21 protein-coding genes and 1 pseudogene are annotated in these 21,478 nt (G+C 36.2%); 15 read left to right on the top strand and 7 right to left on the bottom strand.

Translation table 11 applies throughout. The features are described from left to right. Window positions 1-89: 89 nt before the first annotated feature. Window positions 90-1,379: an RNA ligase family protein gene (locus QNJ66_RS09880; protein WP_300505846.1), complete on the top strand. Its 1,290-nt coding sequence runs from the start codon at window positions 90-92 to the stop codon at window positions 1,377-1,379. A 379-nt stretch (window positions 1,380-1,758) separates the two neighbouring features. On the opposite strand, the gene QNJ66_RS09875 is transcribed toward QNJ66_RS09880, so the two are convergent. Next, window positions 1,759-2,904: an alpha-D-ribose 1-methylphosphonate 5-triphosphate diphosphatase gene (locus QNJ66_RS09875; protein WP_300505843.1), complete on the bottom strand. Its 1,146-nt coding sequence runs from the start codon at window positions 2,902-2,904 to the stop codon at window positions 1,759-1,761. A gap of 270 nt (window positions 2,905-3,174) precedes the next feature. On the opposite strand from QNJ66_RS09875, the gene QNJ66_RS09870 reads away from it, so the two are divergent. The 6 genes from QNJ66_RS09870 to QNJ66_RS09845 all read left to right on the top strand — a co-directional run bounded on the left by QNJ66_RS09870 (window position 3,175) and on the right by QNJ66_RS09845 (window position 11,217). Further along, the gene (locus QNJ66_RS09870) at window positions 3,175-4,272 is read left to right on the top strand and encodes a carbon-phosphorus lyase complex subunit PhnI (protein ID WP_300505840.1); all 1,098 of its coding nucleotides are present in this window, start codon (window positions 3,175-3,177) and stop codon (window positions 4,270-4,272) included. 110 nt (window positions 4,273-4,382) lie between these two features. Then, window positions 4,383-5,255, top strand: a complete 873-nt coding sequence (locus tag QNJ66_RS09865; RefSeq protein ID WP_300505838.1) for an alpha-D-ribose 1-methylphosphonate 5-phosphate C-P-lyase PhnJ — start codon at window positions 4,383-4,385, stop codon at window positions 5,253-5,255. Window positions 5,256-5,406: 151 nt separating this feature from the next. Then, entirely contained in the window at window positions 5,407-6,240 is an 834-nt protein-coding gene (locus tag QNJ66_RS09860; protein WP_300505835.1) for an ATP-binding cassette domain-containing protein, read from the top strand. A gap of 244 nt (window positions 6,241-6,484) precedes the next feature. Then, complete coding sequence (locus tag QNJ66_RS09855) at window positions 6,485-9,058, top strand: two-component regulator propeller domain-containing protein (RefSeq protein ID WP_300505832.1); 2,574 nt, start codon at window positions 6,485-6,487, stop codon at window positions 9,056-9,058. Between the two features lie 253 nt (window positions 9,059-9,311). Then, on the top strand, window positions 9,312-10,049 hold the full coding sequence (gene phnL, locus QNJ66_RS09850; protein WP_300505830.1) for a phosphonate C-P lyase system protein PhnL: 738 nt from the start codon (window positions 9,312-9,314) through the stop codon (window positions 10,047-10,049). Window positions 10,050-10,068: 19 nt separating this feature from the next. Further along, window positions 10,069-11,217, top strand: a complete 1,149-nt coding sequence (locus tag QNJ66_RS09845; protein WP_300505827.1) for an alpha-D-ribose 1-methylphosphonate 5-triphosphate diphosphatase — start codon at window positions 10,069-10,071, stop codon at window positions 11,215-11,217. 114 nt (window positions 11,218-11,331) lie between these two features. Here QNJ66_RS09845 and QNJ66_RS09840 read toward each other — a convergent pair whose 3' ends face one another. Both QNJ66_RS09840 and lepA read right to left on the bottom strand, forming a co-directional pair. Beyond that, a complete protein-coding gene (locus QNJ66_RS09840; RefSeq protein WP_300505824.1) occupies window positions 11,332-12,009 on the bottom strand; it encodes a DUF6629 family protein in 678 nt (225 codons plus the stop codon). A gap of 83 nt (window positions 12,010-12,092) precedes the next feature. Continuing rightward, window positions 12,093-13,904 carry a translation elongation factor 4 gene (gene lepA / locus QNJ66_RS09835; protein WP_300505821.1) on the bottom strand — a complete coding sequence of 604 codons (1,812 nt, stop codon included), beginning with the start codon at window positions 13,902-13,904 and terminating at the stop codon, window positions 12,093-12,095. Window positions 13,905-14,269: 365 nt separating this feature from the next. Here lepA and QNJ66_RS09830 point away from each other — a divergent pair, with 365 nt between their 5' ends. From QNJ66_RS09830 to QNJ66_RS09815, 4 genes are all read left to right on the top strand, one after another. After that, window positions 14,270-14,923 carry a YqiA/YcfP family alpha/beta fold hydrolase gene (locus QNJ66_RS09830; protein ID WP_300505818.1) on the top strand — a complete coding sequence of 218 codons (654 nt, stop codon included), beginning with the start codon at window positions 14,270-14,272 and terminating at the stop codon, window positions 14,921-14,923. Window positions 14,924-15,097: 174 nt separating this feature from the next. Then, a complete protein-coding gene (gene ndhC, locus QNJ66_RS09825) occupies window positions 15,098-15,460 on the top strand; it encodes a photosynthetic/respiratory NAD(P)H-quinone oxidoreductase subunit C (protein ID WP_300505816.1) in 363 nt (120 codons plus the stop codon). An 84-nt stretch (window positions 15,461-15,544) separates the two neighbouring features. After that, window positions 15,545-16,288: a photosynthetic/respiratory NAD(P)H-quinone oxidoreductase subunit K gene (gene ndhK, locus QNJ66_RS09820; protein WP_300505814.1), complete on the top strand. Its 744-nt coding sequence runs from the start codon at window positions 15,545-15,547 to the stop codon at window positions 16,286-16,288. 1 nt (window position 16,289) lies between these two features. Beyond that, on the top strand, window positions 16,290-16,817 hold the full coding sequence (locus QNJ66_RS09815) for an NAD(P)H-quinone oxidoreductase subunit J (protein ID WP_300505812.1): 528 nt from the start codon (window positions 16,290-16,292) through the stop codon (window positions 16,815-16,817). Between the two features lie 87 nt (window positions 16,818-16,904). Here QNJ66_RS09815 and QNJ66_RS09810 read toward each other — a convergent pair. Next, window positions 16,905-17,003: pseudogene (locus QNJ66_RS09810) on the bottom strand (type II toxin-antitoxin system HicA family toxin); the annotation flags it as partial. Here QNJ66_RS09810 and QNJ66_RS09805 point away from each other — a divergent pair. The 4 genes from QNJ66_RS09805 (at window position 16,960) to QNJ66_RS09790 (ending at window position 19,402) form a co-directional block, all read left to right on the top strand. Next, window positions 16,960-17,133 carry a hypothetical protein gene (locus tag QNJ66_RS09805; protein ID WP_300505809.1) on the top strand — a complete coding sequence of 58 codons (174 nt, stop codon included), beginning with the start codon at window positions 16,960-16,962 and terminating at the stop codon, window positions 17,131-17,133. The pseudogene QNJ66_RS09810 and the gene QNJ66_RS09805 overlap by 44 nt on opposite strands. Before the next feature lie 365 nt (window positions 17,134-17,498). Then, window positions 17,499-17,726, top strand: a complete 228-nt coding sequence (locus QNJ66_RS09800; protein WP_300505806.1) for an antitoxin family protein — start codon at window positions 17,499-17,501, stop codon at window positions 17,724-17,726. A gap of 246 nt (window positions 17,727-17,972) precedes the next feature. After that, window positions 17,973-18,653: an ATP-dependent Clp protease proteolytic subunit gene (locus tag QNJ66_RS09795; protein ID WP_300505921.1), complete on the top strand. Its 681-nt coding sequence runs from the start codon at window positions 17,973-17,975 to the stop codon at window positions 18,651-18,653. A gap of 149 nt (window positions 18,654-18,802) precedes the next feature. Next, window positions 18,803-19,402 (top strand): ATP-dependent Clp protease proteolytic subunit, encoded by a 600-nt coding sequence (locus QNJ66_RS09790; RefSeq protein ID WP_300505804.1) that lies wholly within the window; start codon window positions 18,803-18,805, stop codon window positions 19,400-19,402. Between the two features lie 239 nt (window positions 19,403-19,641). Here QNJ66_RS09790 and QNJ66_RS09785 read toward each other — a convergent pair whose 3' ends face one another. The 3 genes from QNJ66_RS09785 to QNJ66_RS09775 form a co-directional block, all read right to left on the bottom strand. Beyond that, window positions 19,642-19,923 carry a hypothetical protein gene (locus QNJ66_RS09785; RefSeq protein WP_300505801.1) on the bottom strand — a complete coding sequence of 94 codons (282 nt, stop codon included), beginning with the start codon at window positions 19,921-19,923 and terminating at the stop codon, window positions 19,642-19,644. Window positions 19,924-20,008: 85 nt separating this feature from the next. Next, on the bottom strand, window positions 20,009-20,548 hold the full coding sequence (locus QNJ66_RS09780; protein ID WP_300505798.1) for a hypothetical protein: 540 nt from the start codon (window positions 20,546-20,548) through the stop codon (window positions 20,009-20,011). Window positions 20,549-20,786: 238 nt separating this feature from the next. Beyond that, entirely contained in the window at window positions 20,787-21,203 is a 417-nt protein-coding gene (locus QNJ66_RS09775; RefSeq protein ID WP_300505796.1) for a hypothetical protein, read from the bottom strand. Window positions 21,204-21,478: the final 275 nt, after the last annotated feature.

Below are 21,478 nucleotides of genomic sequence, written 5' to 3'. Positions count from 1 at the left end.
TGTTATGGATTCGGACAGTTGATTTTTGTATTATTTTATGCTACAAGTAATATAAAGTAATACAACATAATACAAGGAGGTCGATCACCATGCCTGTTATTGTTATGGAAACCATTGCAGCAGAACCTCATCCTAACGCTGATGCGCTGAGAATCTATCAGATGAAAGCACCTGGAAAATCAGAAATTCAAATCATAGCTAACTTAGATAATATGTATCAAGTTGGTGAAATTGTGGCTGTCGCATTAGTTGATTCAGTGTTGAAAGACGGGACAAAAATCAAGCCGAGTAAGCTACGGGGTGTTTATTCTTATGGAATGGCCTTAGGTAAAGTAGATGCGGAAGTTGGTACAGATATTTCAGAGATTTACTGTCAGAAAACTATTACTAATGACCGACAAGAGATTACGTTTCTTAAATGGACAAGCATTGAATTATTACACAATGTTCGGCGTACTTTAGAGGTTCTCGAGAAAAAATTGCAAGTTACCTATCGCGCCAAAATTAAATTACATGGAACAAATGCAGGGGTACAAATTACACCTGATGGAAAAGTTGCAGCCCAAAAAAGAAGCCAAATTATTACCCCTAAATCTGACAATGCGGGGTTTGCTGCTTGGGTAGATCAAAATATAGAATACTTTGCAGCTTTAAAAAGTCAAAATCATGTCACTCTCTATGGAGAATGGTGCGGTTCTAGCATTCAAAAAGGAGTCGCATTAAATCAAATTGATCGAAAATTTTTTGCTATCTTTGCCATGCAATATGGAGGGGTTAATGGAGAGATTGCTAAGTTAGAAATACGACCGGAAAAAATTAGAGAATTCTTACCAGAACATGAAGACATTTTTGTTCTTCCTTTCTATGGTGAGTCTATTACCCTCAACTTTGCTGATGAGAAACAATTAAAAATAGCATCAGATACTATCAATAAGATGGTTGAATTAGTGGAAAAAGTTGATCCTTGGGTAAAAGATACGTTTGATATCGAAGGGGTTGGGGAAGGATTGGTTATGTATCCCGTTGTTAACCATGTTGTTGAAAGAGAAAACTACACAGAATTGATGTTTAAAGCTAAAGGAATTAAGCATCACGTTATTCAACAAAAACAATCCGTTCAAATTAAGGCTGAAGTTGCTAGTAATATTCAAGAATTTGTTGATTTATTTGTCACTGAAGCTAGGTTACAACAAGGGGTAACGGAAGCTTGTAATGGTGAATACGATATCAAGAAAATGGGACAGTTTTTGAAATGGATTTCTATGGATATCAACAAAGAAAGTGTAGCGGAATTAGAGGCATCAAAATTAACTTGGAATGAAGTTAATAAACCTCTAATGAATAAAGGGAGAGACTGGTACCAAAAGAAATGTTTATAACTCATTTTTGTGCTAGTAAATCTTTCAAATAATGAACATTCTTTTATATTAGAATCAAATTATTTTGGAGATTCTAATGATTTTAGAGCTATTCTAACATGATAGGAAATCACTGTTTTTCTATTGAGGTTCAAATATTTGGCAGAACACGCACCAAGATAAGCTATTAAGCATCTAAATTACTATACTAGACAGACGGGGAGACGGGGGGAAAGGGAGACGGGGAGAGGGTTTGCTAATTTGTTGCTTAACCTCATGATGTGCGGTTTAAATGCACAACAGCTTAAAGCATCTATAGTGAGCATAGAGAGAAGTTGCTGGATATTTTGTTATTTTCAGCTTACTACTTCTCTCTTTCCTTATCCCGAACTAAGGTTAATTAATAACGTGCTACTTCTTTTCCTTTGATATAAACAGACTTAATACTATTGAGATGAATATTATTGCTTTGAATTAAGAGAAAATCGGCATCAAAACCTTTAGCAATTTTTCCTTTACTCTCTCCTATTCCTGATGCTTCTGCTGGATAAGTAGAAACTAATTTCCAAGCTTCCTCAAAGGACATAATTCCCATTTCAGTTAATTTAAAAGGGGCAGAAAATAGAGAAGGATAATGATAGTCAGAACACAAACAATCTACAACACCCTTCTTAGCTGCCATTTCAACACTCATCCAACCCACATGAGAACCCCCTCGGATGAGATTAGGCGCACCCATTAAAACTGAAGCCCCATAATCTCTCGATTTAGCAGCAATATCCACGTTAGCAGGGAATTCAGCGATAGAAACGCCCCATTTAGCACTTAATTGTACTTTAGCTTCTGTATCATCATCGTGAGATGCAAGGGGAATATGATGATCATGGGCTAAACTAACTAATTCTTCCACCTGTTGTAACCCTTTTTCTTGATTATTTAAAGCTGTTTTTATTAGCTTCTGTAATTCCTCATCACTCATTTTATGTCTGCGTCGTAAAGAGTTAAGATGGCGGTTCAATTTATAGTCATCTCCAACAGGAGGAAGATGATCATTGAGTGACAATAAATCAATTTTTCTCTGTTTCAACCAATCACATAATTCCTCATATTCATCTGTATTCGCTTGTTCATGACGGATATGAATTCTACTATCAGTTTTTAAACTATTTTTGCCTTCTCCTAAAACAAAATCAATAATTTCTCTTGCTGTTTCCCGACTGCGTAAACCCGGTTCATAAGAATCAGTAATAGAATAAAAAAAAGTTGTGATTCCTGAAGCAATTAAATGGCGATCGTTTTCTAATATTCCCATCTTTAAAGGAAAATGTGATCCAGGCCGTGGGGCGATCGCTCTTTCAAACGCATCTCCATGTATATCTACGATTCCAGGGAGCATTAATAACCCTTTTGCGTCAATTGTAGGCAATTTCTTAGTAATAGTTTCATCTATAGCCAAGAATTTCCCGTTTTCAATGATAACTGTGCCATTTTTGACCCAACCATCAGGGGTAAGAATATCTGTTCCTTCAATCGCAAATTTATCCATTATGGTTTATTTTCAAAACTTGTAGTAGTTTAAGATGTAGAGATTAAAAATAAGTTTAACATTAAGTTATATTCTAGTTAAAATCTTATAAATTAATCTACTATAGCCTTTCTCGGACTCATGAGGTACACCTAATACCTAACTCCGAACTCCGAACTCCGAACTCCGAACTCCTAAAACTAGAAAACTCTGTACCTCACAAGTATGAGAAGTGCTATATTGTTTTGTCTCTAATGACTAATTAATGTTTATCGTTGGAAAAATTTATCAATGGGTTATGTAGCTATACAAGGGGGAGAAGAGGCGATCGCAGAAGCAATTAATCTCTTAGATGTATTGCGTACGAATGATCAAAAAAACGATCCTTTATCTGCTCAAACTATCGAAAATCAACTACATTTCTTACATAGTAGAGTGTTATCAGAAGGGGGTTTATATCATCCCGAATTAGCCTCTTTAGCCATTAAACAAAGCGCAGGAGACATCCTCGAAGCAGCTTTTTATCTCCGGGCCTATCGTTCCACCAAACCCCGTTTAGGAGAAACCCCTGTCCATCATGGGGAAAACTTAAGATTAATTCGTCGTATTTCCGCCGCATTTAAGGAAATTCCAGGGGGACAAATGTTAGGCCCCACTTCTGATTATTTACAGCGATTATTCCGTTTTAACTTATTGAATGAATCCCCCGATGAATTTCGTAATATTGCCCAATCTTGGCTGAAAAATATCCCCGATGAAGCTTTACCAACCTCTTTCCCCAAAGTATTAGCTAGTTTGAGGGCAGAAGGGTTATTGCCTCCTATTATCAATAAACCCACATTACCCTTTGATATTACCCGTGAACCCCTAATTTTTCCCGTCTCTCGCTCAGCAGCATTAGCAACCATGGCCAGAGCAGAAACCGGATCAATTTTAGCGATCGCCTATTCTAATATGAGGGGTTATGGTGATGTACACCCCACCGTAGCAGAGTTGAGGGTAGGTTATTTACCGGTTATGTTACCCCATCCCATCACAGGAGACTTACAAGAAGTTGGAGAGGTATTGATGACTGAATGCGAAATTGTTGCTATGTATAACAGTAAAGATAAAGATAGTGTACCAACCTTTGGGTTAGGGTATGGTGCCTGTTTTGGTCATAATGAGGTAAAAGCGATCGCAATGGCTATTTTAGATCGCGCCTTACAAAAAGGACAAACCCAAGGTATCGAAAACCCCTCCGAAGATCCCGAATTTGTCTTATTACACATCGATGGTGTTCAATCTATGGGTTTTGCTTCTCACTACAAAATGCCCCATTATGTCACCTTTCAATCCGATCTTGATCGCCTTCGCACTACGCAACAGAAAAGTGGCTCAAAGTTGTAATGAAGTTGAGTGTGGGGAGACGGGGAGACGGGGAGACGGGGAGACGGATATTAACCTAAACTCCGAACTCCGAACTCCCGACTGTAATGTTTATTTTTGTCCAGATACTTATGTCAACAGAAACCTTAAACAGCACAAAAAACTATGGCTATCAATTTGGGTTTATTGACGAATATGCTAAAAAAGAAATTCGTCGTAGTCTTCTCAAAGCGGTTGCTATTCCTGGTTATCAAGTTCCTTATGCTTCCAGGGAAATGCCCATGGCCAGAGGGTTTGGCACAGGGGGACTGCAAATAACTCTGTCTTTGGTGGGTGTAGGAGATACCCTCAAAGTGATTGATCAAGGTAGCGATGAATCGGTTAATGCTGTCAATATTCGTAAATTTGTCGCTCAAACTTGTCCAGGGGTCAATCTTACCAAAAAAACTGTTGAAGCAGATATTATTCAAACCCGTCATCGTATCCCTGAAATACCGATGAAAAAAGGACAAATTTTAGTGTTACAAGTCCCTTACCCCGATCCTTTAATTGTGGTTGAGGCCAACGAGGAAAAACGAAAAATCATGCACGGGGAAAAAGATTATGCTCGTTTATGGGTCAAACTTTACGAAGATATGGTTAAATTCAAGGAAATTACTATTTCTCATCGTTATCCTACCTGCGTTAACCATCATTATGTCATTGATCCTTCCCCCATTCCCCGTTTTGATGTTCCTAAATTAAACAATTCTCCCGTTTTACATCTGTTTGGAGCAGGTAGAGAAAAGAAAATTTATGCCATTCCTCCCTATACTCAAACTACACCTTTAACCTTCCAAGATATTGGTTTTCGAGTTGAAGATTTTACCGATGAAAACGGAGAAAGACGTGCTTGTAGTCGTTGTGGTTCAACAGACAGTTATTTAGATGAATTACAACACAAAAGTGGTGAAAAAATCTATCAATGTTCAGATAGTGATTATTGTAACTCTCAACTAATGTGAGTTCGGAGTTCGGAGTTCGGAGTTCGGAGTTATTATTTTTTCAACGAGATAATAGGGGTTTAAGACTTCAAACTTTTTCCTAGTTATCTATAAATTCTTTTTCGTCGAACTCATGTCTAATTAAACTAATTATAAAAACTAATTGAAACTTATGGAAAAAATACTAGAAGTTAGGGAATTAACTAAAATTTATGGTGACGGTTGCTCTCAATGTCTGACATCCACGGGAGCAGAATATAACAGAAATATTTGTCCCCATTGTGGCAGTATTGTCGCCACTGATAACCTCAATTTTGATCTGTATCCAGGGGAAATTTTAGGCATTATGGGAGAGTCTGGGAGTGGTAAATCAACTCTGGTTAAAATGCTCTATTTTGATGAAAAACCCACCTCTGGAAAAGGGATTTTTTGGGATCAAGGGGAAGCTTATGACCTCTTTCAACTCAATGCTGCTCAAGGAAGATGGTTACGCCATCATAAACTGGGAATGGTTTATCAAAATCCCCATTTAGGTTTGAATTTTAAGGTTTCTGCTGGTGGGAATATTGCTGAAAGATTATTGATGAATGATTGTTTTGAATACGCTAAAATTCGTCAAAAAGCCAGAGAATTATTGGATCGGACAGAGTTTCCGATACCAAGAATGGATCAATTACCGGGTCAATTTTCTGGGGGAATGCAGCAACGGGTACAAATTGCTTGTGCTTTAGCAACCGAACCCCCATTACTGCTTTTAGATGAGGTAACAACGGGATTAGATTTATCTGTACAAGCGCGTATTCTTGATTTAATTCTACAATTACAACAACAATTAAATGTTTCAATGATTGTCGTTTCTCACGATTTAGGGGTGATTAAATTGTTAGCTCATCGTACTTTAATTATGAAACAGGGTCGAATTGTTGAATCAGGTTTAACGGATCAAGTATTAGAAGATCCTCAACATCAATATACCCAACAATTAGTTTCATCTGCTTTATATTAAGTAACAATAAAGTGTTATTGTAAGGCTTAATATAAACAGTAAACTATAGTTGGAAAATTTATCACCGTGTAAGGTTGGGAGTGCAAGCATCTTGCTTGCTATTTTTCCAGTTAGTGAGTAAGATTCTCACATTCCTATTACATCATTTTAGCTGAAACAGTCCACTACAATAATGTCCGAATGACAATTAAGAAATCGTATAACTCCAACCTCGAAACCCCCAACTCAGATTACTTATAAAAAAATGATTCTCCGTTCCATCAAACAGATAATTTATGCCGTAATAGTAACCATAACCTTTGATAGTTTTTGGCCTATTAACGCTCAAATAGTAGTACGAATTCCTGATAAACCATTAGATGTTCATAGGATATACGAAGATAAACAGGGGCAACTTTGGCTAATAACATATCAAAGAGAATTTTATCGCCTCGACTCAGAGAATAATCAAGCTATTCTCATCGACTCAACACAAGGATTATATGTTCATAGGATATACGAAGATAAACAGGGGCAATTTTGGCTAGGTACAAATCAAGGATTTTATCGCCTCGACTCAGAAAATAATCAAGCTATTCTCATCGACTCAACACAAGGATTATATGTTCATAGGATATACGAAGATAAACAGGGGCAATTTTGGCTAATAACAAATCAAGGAGTTTATCGCCTCGACTCAGAAAATAATCAAGCTATTCTCATCGACTCAACACAAGGATTATCTTTTCCTACGATATACGAAGATAAACAAGGGCAACTTTGGCTAATAACAAATCAAGGAGTTTATCGCCTCGACTCAGAGAATAATCAAGCTATTCTCATCGACTCAACACAAGGATTATCTTTTCCTACGATATACGAAGATAAACAAGGGCAACTTTGGCTAGGAACAGATCAAGGATTTTATCGCCTCGACTCAGAGAATAATCAAGCTATTCTCATCAACTCAACACAAGGATTAGATGTTTATGAGATATACGAAGATAAACAGGGGCAACTTTGGCTAAGAACAGATCAAGGATTCTATCGCTATGATGAAGATGTCAAAATTGATGTTGCTATAGAAAGTGGTGGAAACGCAGGAATATTTGTTAATTTGCTTAAAAATATATTGCCTAATATTGGTTATATTAGTCCCCTTACACTGAAACCTTGTTATACCTATACAGATTCTAATTGTAATGATAATAATGCTCCTTACCCTAAATCATTTCCTCGTGAATTTGAGGTTATTTTTGAATATGATAAAGAATCATATTTTAATGATCAGTTAAAAGAAGAAAGATATCAAGCACTAGACAATGACATTAAAGAAGAATCAATTGGTAATGGACAACGTAAACTTTATATTAGCGTAAGAGATAAATGGGGTAATATTTATGAAGTCAAAGCCCAAACTATTTTTGTTGGTGGTTGGGAAATTTTTACAGGTATTGGTGCAATTATTATTGTCATTGCTAGTTGGGTGGGCAGTGGGTTTGCTCTAATTATTGCCCCTTATAATCAATTTTTCCATGACTTATTAATGAATCCTTTTCTGCGTAAATATGCTTCTTTAGGCTTCATTCCTATTGCTCTTTCTTTCATTCCTCCTTTACGTAATTATGTTTTACGACGCTATCTGAAACAACTACGTCAAGATGAACAGTTTAGTCAATGGAGAGATAAATTTATTGTGCCATCGGTCGATTTTATTCCTAATAATTTTGGCGAGAAAATTCAACAAAAACGCACTATCTTTTTACAAGGTCGTTCGGGTATTGGTAAAACATCTTATTTTCAATATTTAACGGATTATTATAGCGATAAAACATATCATTTACTCCCTAAGAATATTATTCCTGTTTTTATTCCTCTCTCTCGTTATCAAGGCAATGAACCAGAAAAAATGTTTCAAAGTCAATTAGAAAAATACGGTAGATTATTCGATAAAAATTTAACTGCATGGTTTTTAAAACAAGGAAATTTTTTAATATTTTTGGATGGATTAAATGAATTAAGCGAAGCAGATAGAAGAAAAATTAATACTTTTGTTGATCAAAATTGCCAAGCAAACTATTTTTGTTTAAGTTCTCAAGAAACTTATGCTAATTTTAATTTACCCGTTGTTCAGTTATCCTCATTAGGAAAAATAGAAATTAAACATTTACTACAAAAAAAATTAGGAGAAGCAAAAACCCAAGATGTCTTAAAACAATTTAATGAATCGAGCTATGAACTCTATAAAATTCCTCAAAACTTAGAATTTGCAATTGAACTAATTAAAAATAATCAACCCTTACCCCAATCTCAACAAGCTTTATATCAAGCCATTTTAAAACCTATTTTTGATGAATGGGAAAATAACGGAAAATCAGATTTTGATGATATTTTATGCAAAAAATCTTATAATATGCTTATCAATCACAATCAATTTTTCAATCAGTCAGAACCAAAAGTTACCGATGAATTAAGAAATGAATTAGTAAAGCAAAAATTCTTAGTTCAACGGACAGATAACTATCAGTTTCAGCATGATTTAATTCGTGCTTATTTAGCTTCTCTCTATTTTACTCCTCGGTGGCAAAACTTGATTAAAGATGATAGTTTAACCATTGATGAAAATTGGCGTTCTTTATTAGAATTTAGTTTGAATAACTTTACTGAACCAGAAGAAGCCAAAAAACTAATGTTTATTATTGTAGCAAAAAATCCTTCTTTAGCAGGAAAAGTTTTTACTTATTTACAAAAAATAAGACTAGATTTATGTGAAACTTGGTCAGATCAATTCTTTAGTGAATTAGGTAAACAATTAAACAGAGAAAGGGAGGAGTCTTAACGAAGTCAGAAGTTCCTCACTCCGCTCCGGCGCTATCGCACAGAAGTCAGAAGTTAGAAGTTGTTTTTATAAAGAGAATTTATACCTCGCTCTAAAAATTAGGCTATTACAGAGATTGTTCGTTTCTTCGGAATGATAATTAAAGATAAGAAAATGTCTTAACTAATTCTTATACTGCTATAGGTATAATTAAATACGAAACATTTGTAGGCTGATACACTCCCCACCTTACTTCAGTTTAAACAAAATCATCATGTCAAATCATCTTATTTTAAAAATTGAGAACTTAAGTAAACGCTTTTTTCTCCATGAACAACAAAAATCTATTCCCTCGGCTCAAAATGTTTCTATGGAGGCTTTTTCTGGAAAAATCACGGCGATAACAGGAGATTCTGGTGTCGGAAAATCAAGTATTTTAAAATGTGTTTATGGGACTTATTTAGCAAGCCAAGGTTCTATTTTTTATTATACAAAAGACGGAGAATATCTAGATTTAGCAAAGGTAACGGAACAAGAAATGATTCGTTTACGCAAGACTGATATTAGTTTTGTTACTCAATTTTTGCACTGTTTACCCAGACAATCTACCATAGATGTAGTAGCTAAACCTCTCTTTGATTTAGGTATGAATCAAAAAGAAGCTAGGGAAAAAACCAAACATCTCTTAGCAGAAATAAAACTCCCTGAAAGATTATGGAATTTGTCACCAAGTACGTTTTCAGGGGGAGAAAAACAACGAGTAAATATTGCTAGAGGGATGATTTTTTCACCTCGTCTTTTACTTTTGGATGAACCTACAGCTAGTTTAGATAAAGCTTCCGTGGAAAGAGTTGTTAAAGTTATTGAACGGATTAAAACATCTGGAACAGCAATTTTAATTATTCTCCATGATCCTGATTTAGTATCACGTCTAGCTGATTTTGAGGTTTATTTATCTCCTGAAGATATTAAGATAAAAGAGCGAAGTTTTGAGTCAGTAAAAACTAATTAATTATTGGAGTTCAAAAACCATGAAAACTTACTTTACAAATGCTCAAATTATTCTCAAAGATCAAGTATTAGAATCTGCTTCTCTTCTAATTGAAGATGGAATAATCACTGCAATTAATCCTGATATACCTACTAATGTAGAAGAAATTAATTTACAGGGACAATATTTAATGCCGGGGATGATTGATGCTCATTGTGATGCCATAGAAAAAGAAATTGAACCCAGGGCTAATACATTTTTTCCTATGGATTTTGCCATAGCTCAAATTGATAGAAAAAATGCGATCGCTGGTATTACAACACCGTTTCATAGTATTTCTTTTGCTCATGAAGAATTAGGAGTAAGAAACAATGAAATGGCAGCAGAAATTGTTAGAAAAATTCATCAATATCAACCATTTGCCTTAGTAGATAATCGGGTTCATTGTCGTTATGAAATTACCGATACTACCAGTTTACCCATTCTCTTAGACTTATTAGGAGAAGATAGTGTGCATTTATTCTCTTTAATGGATCATACACCAGGACAAGGACAATTTAAAGACTTACAAGCGTATCGAGATTATTTGAGAAATACCTATAAAAAAACTGAGTCTGAAACTGATGTAATGGTAGCCAAAAAATTAGAGAATGCACAAGGGGCCCAAGAAAGAATTAAAACCCTTGTAACTAAAGCTCATTTGCATAATGTAGCTATTGCTTCCCATGATGATGATACACAAGAAAGAATAGAAACAATGACAAATCTAGGGATTACAATTAGCGAATTTCCTATCAATTTAGAAACTGCACAAAAAGCAATTGAAATGGGTTTAAATACTATTTTTGGCGCACCCAATATTTTACGGGGTAAAAGTCAAAGTGGTTCAATGAAAGCTATTACAGCTATTACCCATAATGTTGCTAGTTGTTTATGCTCTGACTACTCTCCAGCTACTTTATTAACCGCAGCTTTTCGTCTGCCAACCCTAGCCCATTTAACCTTACCAGAAGCCATTTCTCTTGTCACTGCTAATCCGGCCAAAGCACTTTTATTAGGCGATCGTGGTAACATTACTGTGGGGAAAAGAGCCGATTTAATTGTAGTACAAATAGTTAATAACTTACCCCAAGTAACTCAAACATGGGTAAATGGTATTAATATTTATGGTTGTTTTTATGAGAATTGAGATAATTTATCTAACTTATAAAGCAAAACAAAAAAAAATTTTTGTTTCAAAAAAGTTCATTTGTTTCATTTAAAATTGAGTAATCCCTCGCTTATTTACTTGCTCTTAAATTGCTTATTTTTCCTCAATAATTAAAGGTATTTCATTATTTTCATGAGTGGAGGATAACTGTTTAATAGTTAAGTAAAGAAAACCACTAAGTACCGCAGCAAAAAAGCACCAAACTGAGACAAAAGTAACTTCAAACAACATTTGACTAATGATAAATGATATAATAATCAGACTCCCAAACAGTTTTAATATGGTCGATTCCGTTATCAGAAAAGGAATGGCAATGATTGATAAATATAAATATTTATTTGGTTCATAAAAAGGAATAAACTTCAGATCATAGAAGATATTTCCTGAAAATACTTGAGGATCAATTCCATTATAAATTATCCATGTTAACAAATAAGTTCCTAACAAAAAGCCAAGGACAGTCAATGCTAATAAAACTCTCTTTTTTGGTTGGTCTTGCTCTAAAAAATAGATAGAAAGAGGACTCAATATTAACCAAAGAAATGTAGCAAACAGTAAAAATCCATAAGTTCCTACCATCGTCAATTGACTTAAGGACTCATTATCAATTCCAGTCCAAACTAACCCTTCTAAACTTTGCTGTAAAGCGAATAAACAGGGAAATGAACCTAACAAAAGATACCGCTTTGAACAGGTTTGTTTAATTGTTCCTATCCCTAACAATGATAAACCTACTGCTGCTGTAAAGCTTGCTGTTGCAGAAAAACACATAATGTCTACTCTAAATTGTTATAAACGACCCCAGGTTGCTATGCTGAACCTGGGGTTTTGAATCGTCCTAATAAACTTTAAAATTATTGAGGTTCCAATTTCAACACTGCCATAAAAGCTTCTTGAGGAACATCAACCGTACCGATCGCTTTCATACGTTTTTTCCCTTTAGCTTGCTTTTGCAGTAGTTTTTTCTTACGAGAAATATCCCCCCCGTAACACTTAGCTAAAACATCCTTACGCAAAGCAGGGATATGTTCACTAGCAATAACTTTAGCACCGATTGCAGCTTGAATAGGAACCTTAAACTGATGACGAGGAATCAACTCTTTTAACTTCTCTGTCAAAGCGCGACCAACATAATAAGCTTTATCACGGTGAACGATCATGGCCAAAGCATCCACACCATCCCCATTCACCAGAAGATCCAGTTTAACCAAAGGATTTGCCCGATAACCAATCAATTGATACTCCATACTAGCGTAACCCCTGGATCTCGACTTTAATTGGTCAAAAAAGTCCGTTACCACCTCAGCTAAAGGCAACTCATAGATCAAAGCAGTTCTCGATAGAGTAAAGTAACGCATATCCTTAAACACACCGCGACGACTTTGACACAACTCCATCAAAGTCCCCACATAAGTTTCAGGGGTGATCATTTCCACCTCAATATAGGGTTCTTCTATTTTTTCCCGTTCTTGGGGTGGGGGAAGTAAACTAGGATTATCGATTTCCATTACTTCCCCATCAAGGTTGGTGACACGATAAATTACAGAAGGGGCCGTGGTAATTAAATCTAAATCATATTCCCGTTCTAAACGTTCTTGAACAATTTCCATGTGCAGTAAACCCAAGAAACCACACCGGAAACCAAACCCCATCGCGCTAGAGGTTTCTGGTTCGTAAGAAAGGGCTGCATCGTTGAGTTTAAGGCGGTTTAAAGCTTCTCTTAAATCTTCGTATTGATCGGAGTCAGTGGGAAATAAACCACAAAATACCATGGGTTTAGCTTCCGTATAACCAGGTAAAGGTTCTTCGGCCTTTTCTTCTGCGAGAGTAATAGTGTCCCCAACCCGCGCATCTTCTACAGTTTTGATCGCTGCGGCCAGATAACCTACCTCTCCTGCATGAAGGGAATCTACCTGTATTTGCTCGGGAGATAATACCCCTAACTCGTCAATTTCGTATTCCTTTCCAGAGGCCATTAAACGAATGCGATCGCCTGTGTTTAGAGTTCCATCCATGATGCGAAAATAAACGATCACACCCCGATAGGGATCGTAATAACTATCAAAAATCAAGGCCCGTAAAGGTTTTTCCACCGTATCATCAGGAGGGGGAACCAAATGGACAATAGATTCTAAAATTTCGTCAACCCCTATCCCTGCTTTGGCCGAAGCTTTAATGATATCACTGCAATCTAACCCTACCACTTCTTCTATTTCGCTGGCCACCCGTTCCGGTTCAGATCCGGGTAAATCGATTTTATTTAAAATAGGGATAATTTCTAGGTTATTTTCCAAGGCCAGATAAACATTAGCCAGGGTTTGCGCTTCTACACCTTGGGAGGAATCTACCACTAATAACGCCCCTTCGCAAGCGGCTAAGGAACGGGACACTTCGTAGGAAAAGTCCACGTGGCCAGGAGTATCAATGAGGTTGAGAACGTAATCTTCCCCATCTTTTGAGCGATAATTCATCCTAGCTGCTTGTAATTTGATGGTAATTCCTCTTTCCCGTTCCAAATCCATGTTATCGAGGAATTGCTCTTTCATTTGCCGTTGCGCAACGGTTTCGGTCATTTGTAACATGCGATCGGCAAGGGTTGACTTACCATGATCAATATGAGCAATGATACAAAAGTTACGAATGCGAGAAACAGGAACGTCGGTCATAGAATCTGTTGGTGAGGTAGGTTTGCAAAAATTGGCCTTATGTTACTTAGTCTAAGATTTTTCAGTTTTTTTGACTACCAAAAAAGGAGGGCGTAAGCTCTCCTTTTTCTCTTGTGAGTTTAAATTATGTCTACGGTAAACTCCGATTAGTTCCTTAAAAGGAGGCAGGAGGTCGATATATATGGGGATTTTAACCCACATCTAACCCAGGTGCGCTTGCTTTAGTTTTACTCAAAATCTTCCTTCTTCCTTCTTCCCTCCTGCTCCCCTCCTGGGAAGGGTTAGGGATTAAACATCCAGAAAACACACCCCAGTCTGCTGTTGAGCAGCCAGTGGACATCAAGTTGTATGACAATTTCAAAATAATGTTAAACAATCAATTAAACTATATTTACTTACATGGATTTGCCTCTAGTTCCCAATCTCTTAAAGCACAAAAATTTAAAAAGCTTTTTGCTAGTAAAAATATCTCTTTAATAATTCCTGATTTGAATCAAAATGATTTTTATAATTTAACTTTAACTCGACAAATTGAACAAATATCAAGCTATATCGAAAATACTCCTAATTCTGTTGTTTTAGTCGGCTCAAGTTTGGGCGCATTAGTTTCAGCTTTCGCAGCAGAAAAGCAGGAAAAAGTCAAGGGAATAATTTTGTTAGCACCTGCTTTTTATTTTTTTAGTCATTGGTTAGAAAGCTTAGATAAAGCTACTCTAAATACTTGGAAAAGTCAAGGAGAATTATCTATTTATCATTATGGATACAAACAAGAATCACTCTTAAGTTACCAATTTATTATTGATGGAAAGAACTATGATGAAACCGTTTTAAAGCGTCCCGTACCTACTTTGATTTTTCATGGTAAAAATGATGAAGTTATTCCCATTAAATCAAGTTATAATTATGCTCAAAACAGAAAATGGGTTAAATTAATAGAACTCGATAGTGATCATTCATTAAATGATATAATTCCTGACATTTGGAGAGATATTCAAGACTATGGAGAACTTAGAGTTTAGAATATTAAAACCTGGTAACTGGTAACTGGTAACTAATAACTGATAACTGATTGACTGAGAAACTATGAAATATGATTGCAAAAAAATTATATCCTTTAGGGTCATTTTTTCGGACTTTAGTGTTTAATAGAGATTAGGAACATTTAGCATATTGAGAGGAGTTAATCAAAAATAGTGTTTGTCCTCAATGGTTATGAATATGTATTGGGTTTTCTACTCGCCTGTAGTTTAATCCCTATTCTCGCCCTAACTGCATCAAAAATCTTACGGCCCAGTGGTGGTGGCCCCGAAAGACGCACCACCTACGAGTCAGGAATGGAACCCATCGGGGGAGCTTGGATTCAATTCAATATCCGTTATTATATGTTTGCCCTGGTATTTGTGGTATTTGACGTAGAAACCGTCTTTCTTTATCCCTGGGCCGTTGCCTTTAATCGTTTAGGTTTACTGGCCTTTGTCGAAGCTTTGATCTTTATCGCTATTCTAGTAGTTGCCCTTGTTTATGCCTGGCGTAAGGGTGCGTTAGAATGGTCATAAAACTTAGCAATTATTTTAAACCCCGTCGTTAACAACGGGATCTTAATCGACAATTGTAGTTTATCGATCCATTATTAATCATTTATGAGTCCGAACCCAACCTCCGATCTATCCGTCTTCGAGCAGTTGCAAAAAGAAAAAATTCTTAACCCTGCTGCTCGTAGTCAAGTTACTCAAGATTTGTCAGAAAATATTATCTTAACCACTGTAGATGATCTCCACAACTGGGCGAGATTATCTAGTTTATGGCCGTTATTATATGGAACCGCTTGTTGTTTCATAGAATTTGCCGCTCTGATCGGTTCTCGTTTCGATTTTGATCGTTTTGGTCTAGTTCCTCGTTCTAGCCCCCGACAAGCCGATTTAATCATCACTGCGGGGACGATTACTATGAAGATGGCTCCTGCTTTAGTCCGTCTTTATGAAGAAATGCCCGATCCTAAGTACGTCATCGCTATGGGTGCTTGTACCATTACCGGGGGAATGTTTAGCAGCGACTCCACAACAGCAGTGCGTGGAGTGGATAAATTAATTCCTGTAGATGTCTATATCCCCGGTTGTCCTCCCCGTCCCGAAGCCATTTTTGACGCTATTATCAAGCTGCGCAAAAAAGTCTCTAACGAAACTATCCAGGAACGGGCTACAGTAATGGAACAAACTCATCGTTACTATAGCACCCCCCATAAAATGAAAGCGGTTTCTCCCATCTTGACCGGAAAATATTTAGCTACACCTACCCGTCAAGCTCCTCCCAAAGAATTGACCGAGGCAATCGGGATGGAAGTTCCCCCTGCTTTATTATCGCAAAAACAGAAGGAGAAAGCTTAATATGGTTGATGAAAATACCCCAGAAACCCCAACTGAGGAAGCGGCCATTGTCGAAGCAGGCCCAGTTTCTAGTTGGTTAACGGAAAATGGTTTTGCTCACGATCTCCTCGAACCGGATCATTTAGGGATCGAGTTAATTAAGGTTTCTCCTGACTTTTTGATCCCTCTTTCTACTGCATTGTACGCCTACGGGTTTAATTATTTACAATGTCAAGGTGCTTATGATCTAGGACCCGGGAAAGAGTTGGTTAGCTTCTATCATTTAGTCAAAGTTAGCGATAACTGCGACAAACCCGAAGAAGTGCGTCTCAAGGTGTTTGTACCCAGAGATAACCCCCATGTTCCTTCTGTTTATTGGATCTGGAAAGCAGCAGATTGGCAAGAGAGGGAAAGTTATGATATGTATGGCATTATCTACGATGGCCACCCCGATCTTAAACGCATTTTGATGCCGGAAGATTGGGTGGGTTGGCCTTTACGGAAGGATTATGTTTCCCCTGATTTTTACGAGTTACAAGACGCTTATTAAGGTTACTGTCTTGTTATCCTTTTTCCCCTCAACTTTGGTTAGGTTGGGGGGGATTTTTATAGTTAGTTCAAAGAAATTTACTTTCTCTCAAATATCATTTTCATTTAATCCTGCATCTTTAAGAATACCTTTTAGTGTTCCTATGGATAAATCTCGATTTCCATGTATTGGTATAACAACAATTGAATATGAAGCTTTTTTACAGCAAATTTTACAAAAAGGAGAAGGAAAAACTAAGGGGGAACAAGTCGCACTAATTGCGGAACCAGGTGCAGGAAAAACAACACTATTACAAGCGATCGCTGACTGGAATTAGATGAAAATTTAGGCATCCCTATTTGGATTTCTCCAGATAATATCAACAATCTCAAGAATTATATAACATCAAAATGGTTAGATAAAATTGGAATTGCAGAAGAATCATACAAAAAAGAAGATGTTTCCAAACTTTAACCTATCCTGAATTTTATCAAGCTTGGCACTCTTGAAAAATAGCTTAAAGTGAGACTTATCACATCTGACAAGTGACTTTTATTATTGCGTCATTGAGTCAAATAAATGAAAATTAAGTTAAGAGCAAAGGCAATAAAGCATTTTTTCTAGGGTTTCTTGGATAAACATAAACTCAGAAGAATTATTAAGAGCCAAAACTCATCATAAAGTCCTACTGAATATAGAATCATGTTAAAGAAAGTAAAAGCGACTTATAGTAACGGTGCATTTATCCCTAACAGTCCGTGCGACTTACCTGAGAATACAGAAGTAGAATTAATGGTTAATCTTCCTTTTGAGTATAATCAAGATGTGTTAGATCCGGAAACTCGTAAAGCTATTGTGCATGAGTTGTTAACCCGAATGCGCCAAACCTCTTTAATGACTCATATTCATCATGCTACCGTTTCAGAATAACCCATGATGCTTAAGCTGATAACTCAAGGATTGATTTTTCCTAAAAACCGTACAAATTAGGTGATATTGACTCCTTTCCCCTAAATATTCCTCAAAATCAAGTTTTTCCGTCTCTAACATCTCTGCTCATGATCACAAAATTAGATCATTGAGCAGCTTTTTTTTCGGGAATACTCCCAATAATTCGTTAAAATCAAAATCAGAGTGATTATTGCTCAACATCCATCTAGCCAAAACAACCGACCAATGGAGATAAAAGCTGTTCAAGCTGGTTATTACGGAGATACTAATTTTCGTACTCCCCCACCAGATTTAGAGTCCTTATTACTAAAAGAGCGTATTATCTATTTAGGATTACCTCTGTTTTCTTCGGATGAACTAAAACAACAAGTTGGCATTGACGTTACTCAACTGATTATCGCTCAATTGCTGTATTTACAGTTCGATAACCCTGAAAAACCTATTTTCTTTTACATCAACTCTACAGGGACATCTTGGTACACAGGAGATGCGATTGGTTTTGAAACGGAAGCTTTTGCCATCTGTGATACCATGAATTACGTTAAGCCTCCCATTCATACCATTTGTATTGGTCAAGCTATGGGAACGGCAGCCATGATCTTATCTGCCGGTACAAAAGGCTGTCGTGCTAGTCTTCCCCATGCTACCATCGTCCTCAATCAAAACCGTTCCGGCGCGCAAGGTCAAGCAACGGATATTCAAATTCGCGCCAAAGAGGTTCTGCAAAATAAGCAGACTATGTTAACAATATTGTCCCAAAATACCGGACAAACCGCCGAAAAAATTGCCAAAGATATCGATCGCACTTTCTATTTAACCCCAGAAAAAGCGAAAGAATATGGGTTAATCGATCGCGTCTTAGAAAGTACAAAAGAACTTCCTAAAGCCTTAAGTCCTGTTGGTTAATCACTTTTTATCCCGAGTTCGCAGTAAGTTGGGAGTGAGATAAAGTAGTTGGTGATAAAGATTATATTCTCGTAAAAAACCATTTAACTCCGAACTCCGAACCCCTAACTCCGAACTCACTTTGTTTACTGTTACTTTGAGTTAAGCTTATGCCTATTGGTGTTCCTAGTGTTCCTTATCGTCTTCCTGGTAGTCAATACGAACGATGGATTGATATCTATACTCGTTTAGGCCAAGAAAGAATTATTTTCCTCGGTCAAGAAGTAAGCGATGGTATCGCTAACCGTATTGTTGCTTTACTGTTATATCTTGATTCGGAAGATCCTAACAAACCCATTTATCTCTACATCAACTCCCCTGGAGGTTCGGTGACTGCTGGTATGGCTATTTATGATACCATGCAGTACATTAAGTCTGAGGTCATTACCATCTGTGTTGGTTTAGCCGCTTCTATGGGGTCATTTTTATTGGCCGCAGGAACCCCTGGAAAGCGTTTGGCTTTACCCCACGCTAGAATTATGATTCACCAACCTATGGGAGGAACCGGAAGAAGACAAGCGACGGATATTGAAATCGAAGCTAATGAAATTCTGCGTATTCGCGCCCAATTGAATCAAATTTTAGCAGATAAATGCGGACAATCTCTCGAAAAAATTGAAAAAGATACAGACAGAGATTATTTTCTGTCTGCTGAAGAAGCTAAAGAATATGGCCTGATTGATAAGGTAATTGACGAAAAAAGTCTTTAGTTAGTCAACCCCTTGGTAATGGTTGTATTGATACTTTCCCCCATGATCTTAAATTGATTATGGGGGGAGCATCCCAAAGTTGCAAATTGTCCTTGATTGATAATAGTTGATCTGATTAATTTCCCCCCGTCTCCCCATCTCCCCCTCTCCCTGTCAAACTCCAAGAATAAGTTTTTGGCAAAAATGGGATGCTCCCATTATGGGGGTACTTTTAGTGAGGTAATTATTCATTATTTAACCTAATATTTTTGTTGATAATACTTATCTATTTTACTAACGGCTGTTAATAAAGGAGACTCTAAAGATTCTACCCAGTCAGAAACTTGACGAGATAATCCTAAAGTTGCACCTTTTTGAGATGTAGATAAATTATCGTTAATAACTTGGTTTTTTATGATTGTTAATTTGTTTAGTAAATTATCTAACATTTCTTGATTTGTTATTTCTTGTAACTGCATTTCATTAGCAATTTCTAGAGCATTATCAATAAGTTTTATAAATTCAAGTTGATTATTTTTCATTTTATTGTTGATTCATCTAAACTTTTAAGAAAATAGAGATGCACCATAATTAAACATCTCTATTGGATTTTCATTGCGCCATTATTCACTCAGTACATTTTAAGGATGTTTCACATTTAGAATATGTTTCCTCAATTTTTTCCCCTTGCGACCACATAATATCGGTATCTCTAGAGTCAACAATAAAGGTTTGTTGTCCCCCTCCAGGATAACATTCGGGAGGGTTTTGGGATCCAGTAATTCCTTGATAAACTGTTGTTCCTTCTGGTAACGTTACAGTTTCAATGAGATTAGCTTTATTTCCCCAGCATTGATCTAATGCTAATTTAATAATAACCTCTCCATTATTATCAAATTTATCTGTGGTTAAATATCTGCCAAATTTATATTTCTCTGTTCCATCATCATTTAATGTATAGTAGCGATAGAAAGTCTCTGGTTCTTCTAAGGTCTTTTCTCTACATTCACCTTCTAAAAAAGTGATAGCAATCTCTTCAGGAAGATTACAATCATAACTCATTTCTTCTGCTTGAGCAAATAATGATAAACTATCCCAGTTTCCCCCAAAGAAAGTGATTAAAAGACACAAAGAAATCCCGACCAATATTTTGCTTATTTTTAGCATATCTTTAACTAAAATTAAAACTTAATCTAGATAATTGTAATCATATTAATACTTATTTGTCAATCAAAAAAATGTTAATTTTTGTCAATCTCTTTTGTCCATATTCATTCTTCAATTTTAGACCATAGGGTGAGCAAATCTATAAGTTATATCAAACAAGAATAAATCCTAAATTATTGCCCACCAAATATTTTTAGTTTGCCATTTTTGTCTTCATTTCCTTGATCTTTCATCTGACTTATACAGTTTTACTTTCACTTGATTCTTCATCTTTTGTCTGACTCATGAGAAACAATCGTAATTTTAATAAGCTGAAAGTTTGACCTAAATTAAGAGGCAATAAAGAAATTCCTTCTAAACGAGATTGTACCCAACCGTCACCCCATAACCATTCATGATAACCATCGATTCCCTGTTTTAAAATCATCCTTAAACAATTATCATCAGCAATCTCAACATAATGTTCAATAGTAACTAATCCGAGAGAACTGGTAAACTTTGAACCTGTGGTTAATGTATCGGGAATATCAGCAGATAAAGTTTGAGGGATTAACCATTTTTTTAAGTGATTACTGTTTAATAAACTATCCCGAATCAGATCATGATTTCCAGGAACTGCAATCCGTAATTGACTTTGTTGAAAGTTGCCTAACATTTGCTTATTTAAACTTATTTAGTAAAGTTAACTATGCCATTCTAGTCTAGCATAAACCTTAAGTATAGTAATCAGTAATGATATGTGAGAAGTAAGAATATGTCAGGACATAATAGCATTATGTCCCGACAAATGCGCCCTTGTAGGGGTTTAATAGTGTTAAACCCAGAAAGCTTATTTTCTCACAACTGAAAAACTATTGCTATACTTTTAATAGAATCAGAAATTTTCTCATCTAAAATGGTGAGTTACGACTATTTTTTATAGTCGTCTAA

Origin of the sequence: Crocosphaera sp. (assembly GCF_030064895.1) — a bacterium.
GTDB lineage: Bacteria > Cyanobacteriota > Cyanobacteriia > Cyanobacteriales > Microcystaceae > Crocosphaera.
The sequence above is the reverse complement of the archived record's forward strand: the minus strand, read 5'-3'. Positions and strand labels throughout refer to the sequence as shown.

Bases quoted from the DNA above. Each gene is read 5' to 3' on its own strand.
- QNJ66_RS09875 (WP_300505843.1), bottom strand. From the start codon at position 2,904: ATGGATAAATTTGCGATTGAAGGAACAGATATTCTTACCCCTGATGGT.
- QNJ66_RS09795 (WP_300505921.1), top strand. From the start codon at position 17,973: ATGGAGATAAAAGCTGTTCAAGCTGGTTATTACGGAGATACTAATTTT.
- QNJ66_RS09800 (WP_300505806.1), top strand. From the start codon at position 17,499: ATGTTAAAGAAAGTAAAAGCGACTTATAGTAACGGTGCATTTATCCCT.
- QNJ66_RS09815 (WP_300505812.1), top strand. From the start codon at position 16,290: ATGGTTGATGAAAATACCCCAGAAACCCCAACTGAGGAAGCGGCCATT.
- QNJ66_RS09840 (WP_300505824.1), bottom strand. From the start codon at position 12,009: ATGTGTTTTTCTGCAACAGCAAGCTTTACAGCAGCAGTAGGTTTATCA.
- phnL (WP_300505830.1), top strand. From the start codon at position 9,312: ATGTCAAATCATCTTATTTTAAAAATTGAGAACTTAAGTAAACGCTTT.
- QNJ66_RS09785 (WP_300505801.1), bottom strand. From the start codon at position 19,923: ATGAAAAATAATCAACTTGAATTTATAAAACTTATTGATAATGCTCTA.
- lepA (WP_300505821.1), bottom strand. From the start codon at position 13,904: ATGACCGACGTTCCTGTTTCTCGCATTCGTAACTTTTGTATCATTGCT.
- QNJ66_RS09845 (WP_300505827.1), top strand. From the start codon at position 10,069: ATGAAAACTTACTTTACAAATGCTCAAATTATTCTCAAAGATCAAGTA.
- ndhK (WP_300505814.1), top strand. From the start codon at position 15,545: ATGAGTCCGAACCCAACCTCCGATCTATCCGTCTTCGAGCAGTTGCAA.
- QNJ66_RS09870 (WP_300505840.1), top strand. From the start codon at position 3,175: ATGGGTTATGTAGCTATACAAGGGGGAGAAGAGGCGATCGCAGAAGCA.
- QNJ66_RS09775 (WP_300505796.1), bottom strand. From the start codon at position 21,203: ATGTTAGGCAACTTTCAACAAAGTCAATTACGGATTGCAGTTCCTGGA.
- QNJ66_RS09830 (WP_300505818.1), top strand. From the start codon at position 14,270: ATGTTAAACAATCAATTAAACTATATTTACTTACATGGATTTGCCTCT.
- QNJ66_RS09880 (WP_300505846.1), top strand. From the start codon at position 90: ATGCCTGTTATTGTTATGGAAACCATTGCAGCAGAACCTCATCCTAAC.
- QNJ66_RS09865 (WP_300505838.1), top strand. From the start codon at position 4,383: ATGTCAACAGAAACCTTAAACAGCACAAAAAACTATGGCTATCAATTT.
- QNJ66_RS09805 (WP_300505809.1), top strand. From the start codon at position 16,960: ATGGATAAATCTCGATTTCCATGTATTGGTATAACAACAATTGAATAT.
- QNJ66_RS09780 (WP_300505798.1), bottom strand. From the start codon at position 20,548: ATGCTAAAAATAAGCAAAATATTGGTCGGGATTTCTTTGTGTCTTTTA.
- QNJ66_RS09855 (WP_300505832.1), top strand. From the start codon at position 6,485: ATGATTCTCCGTTCCATCAAACAGATAATTTATGCCGTAATAGTAACC.
- QNJ66_RS09860 (WP_300505835.1), top strand. From the start codon at position 5,407: ATGGAAAAAATACTAGAAGTTAGGGAATTAACTAAAATTTATGGTGAC.
- QNJ66_RS09790 (WP_300505804.1), top strand. From the start codon at position 18,803: ATGCCTATTGGTGTTCCTAGTGTTCCTTATCGTCTTCCTGGTAGTCAA.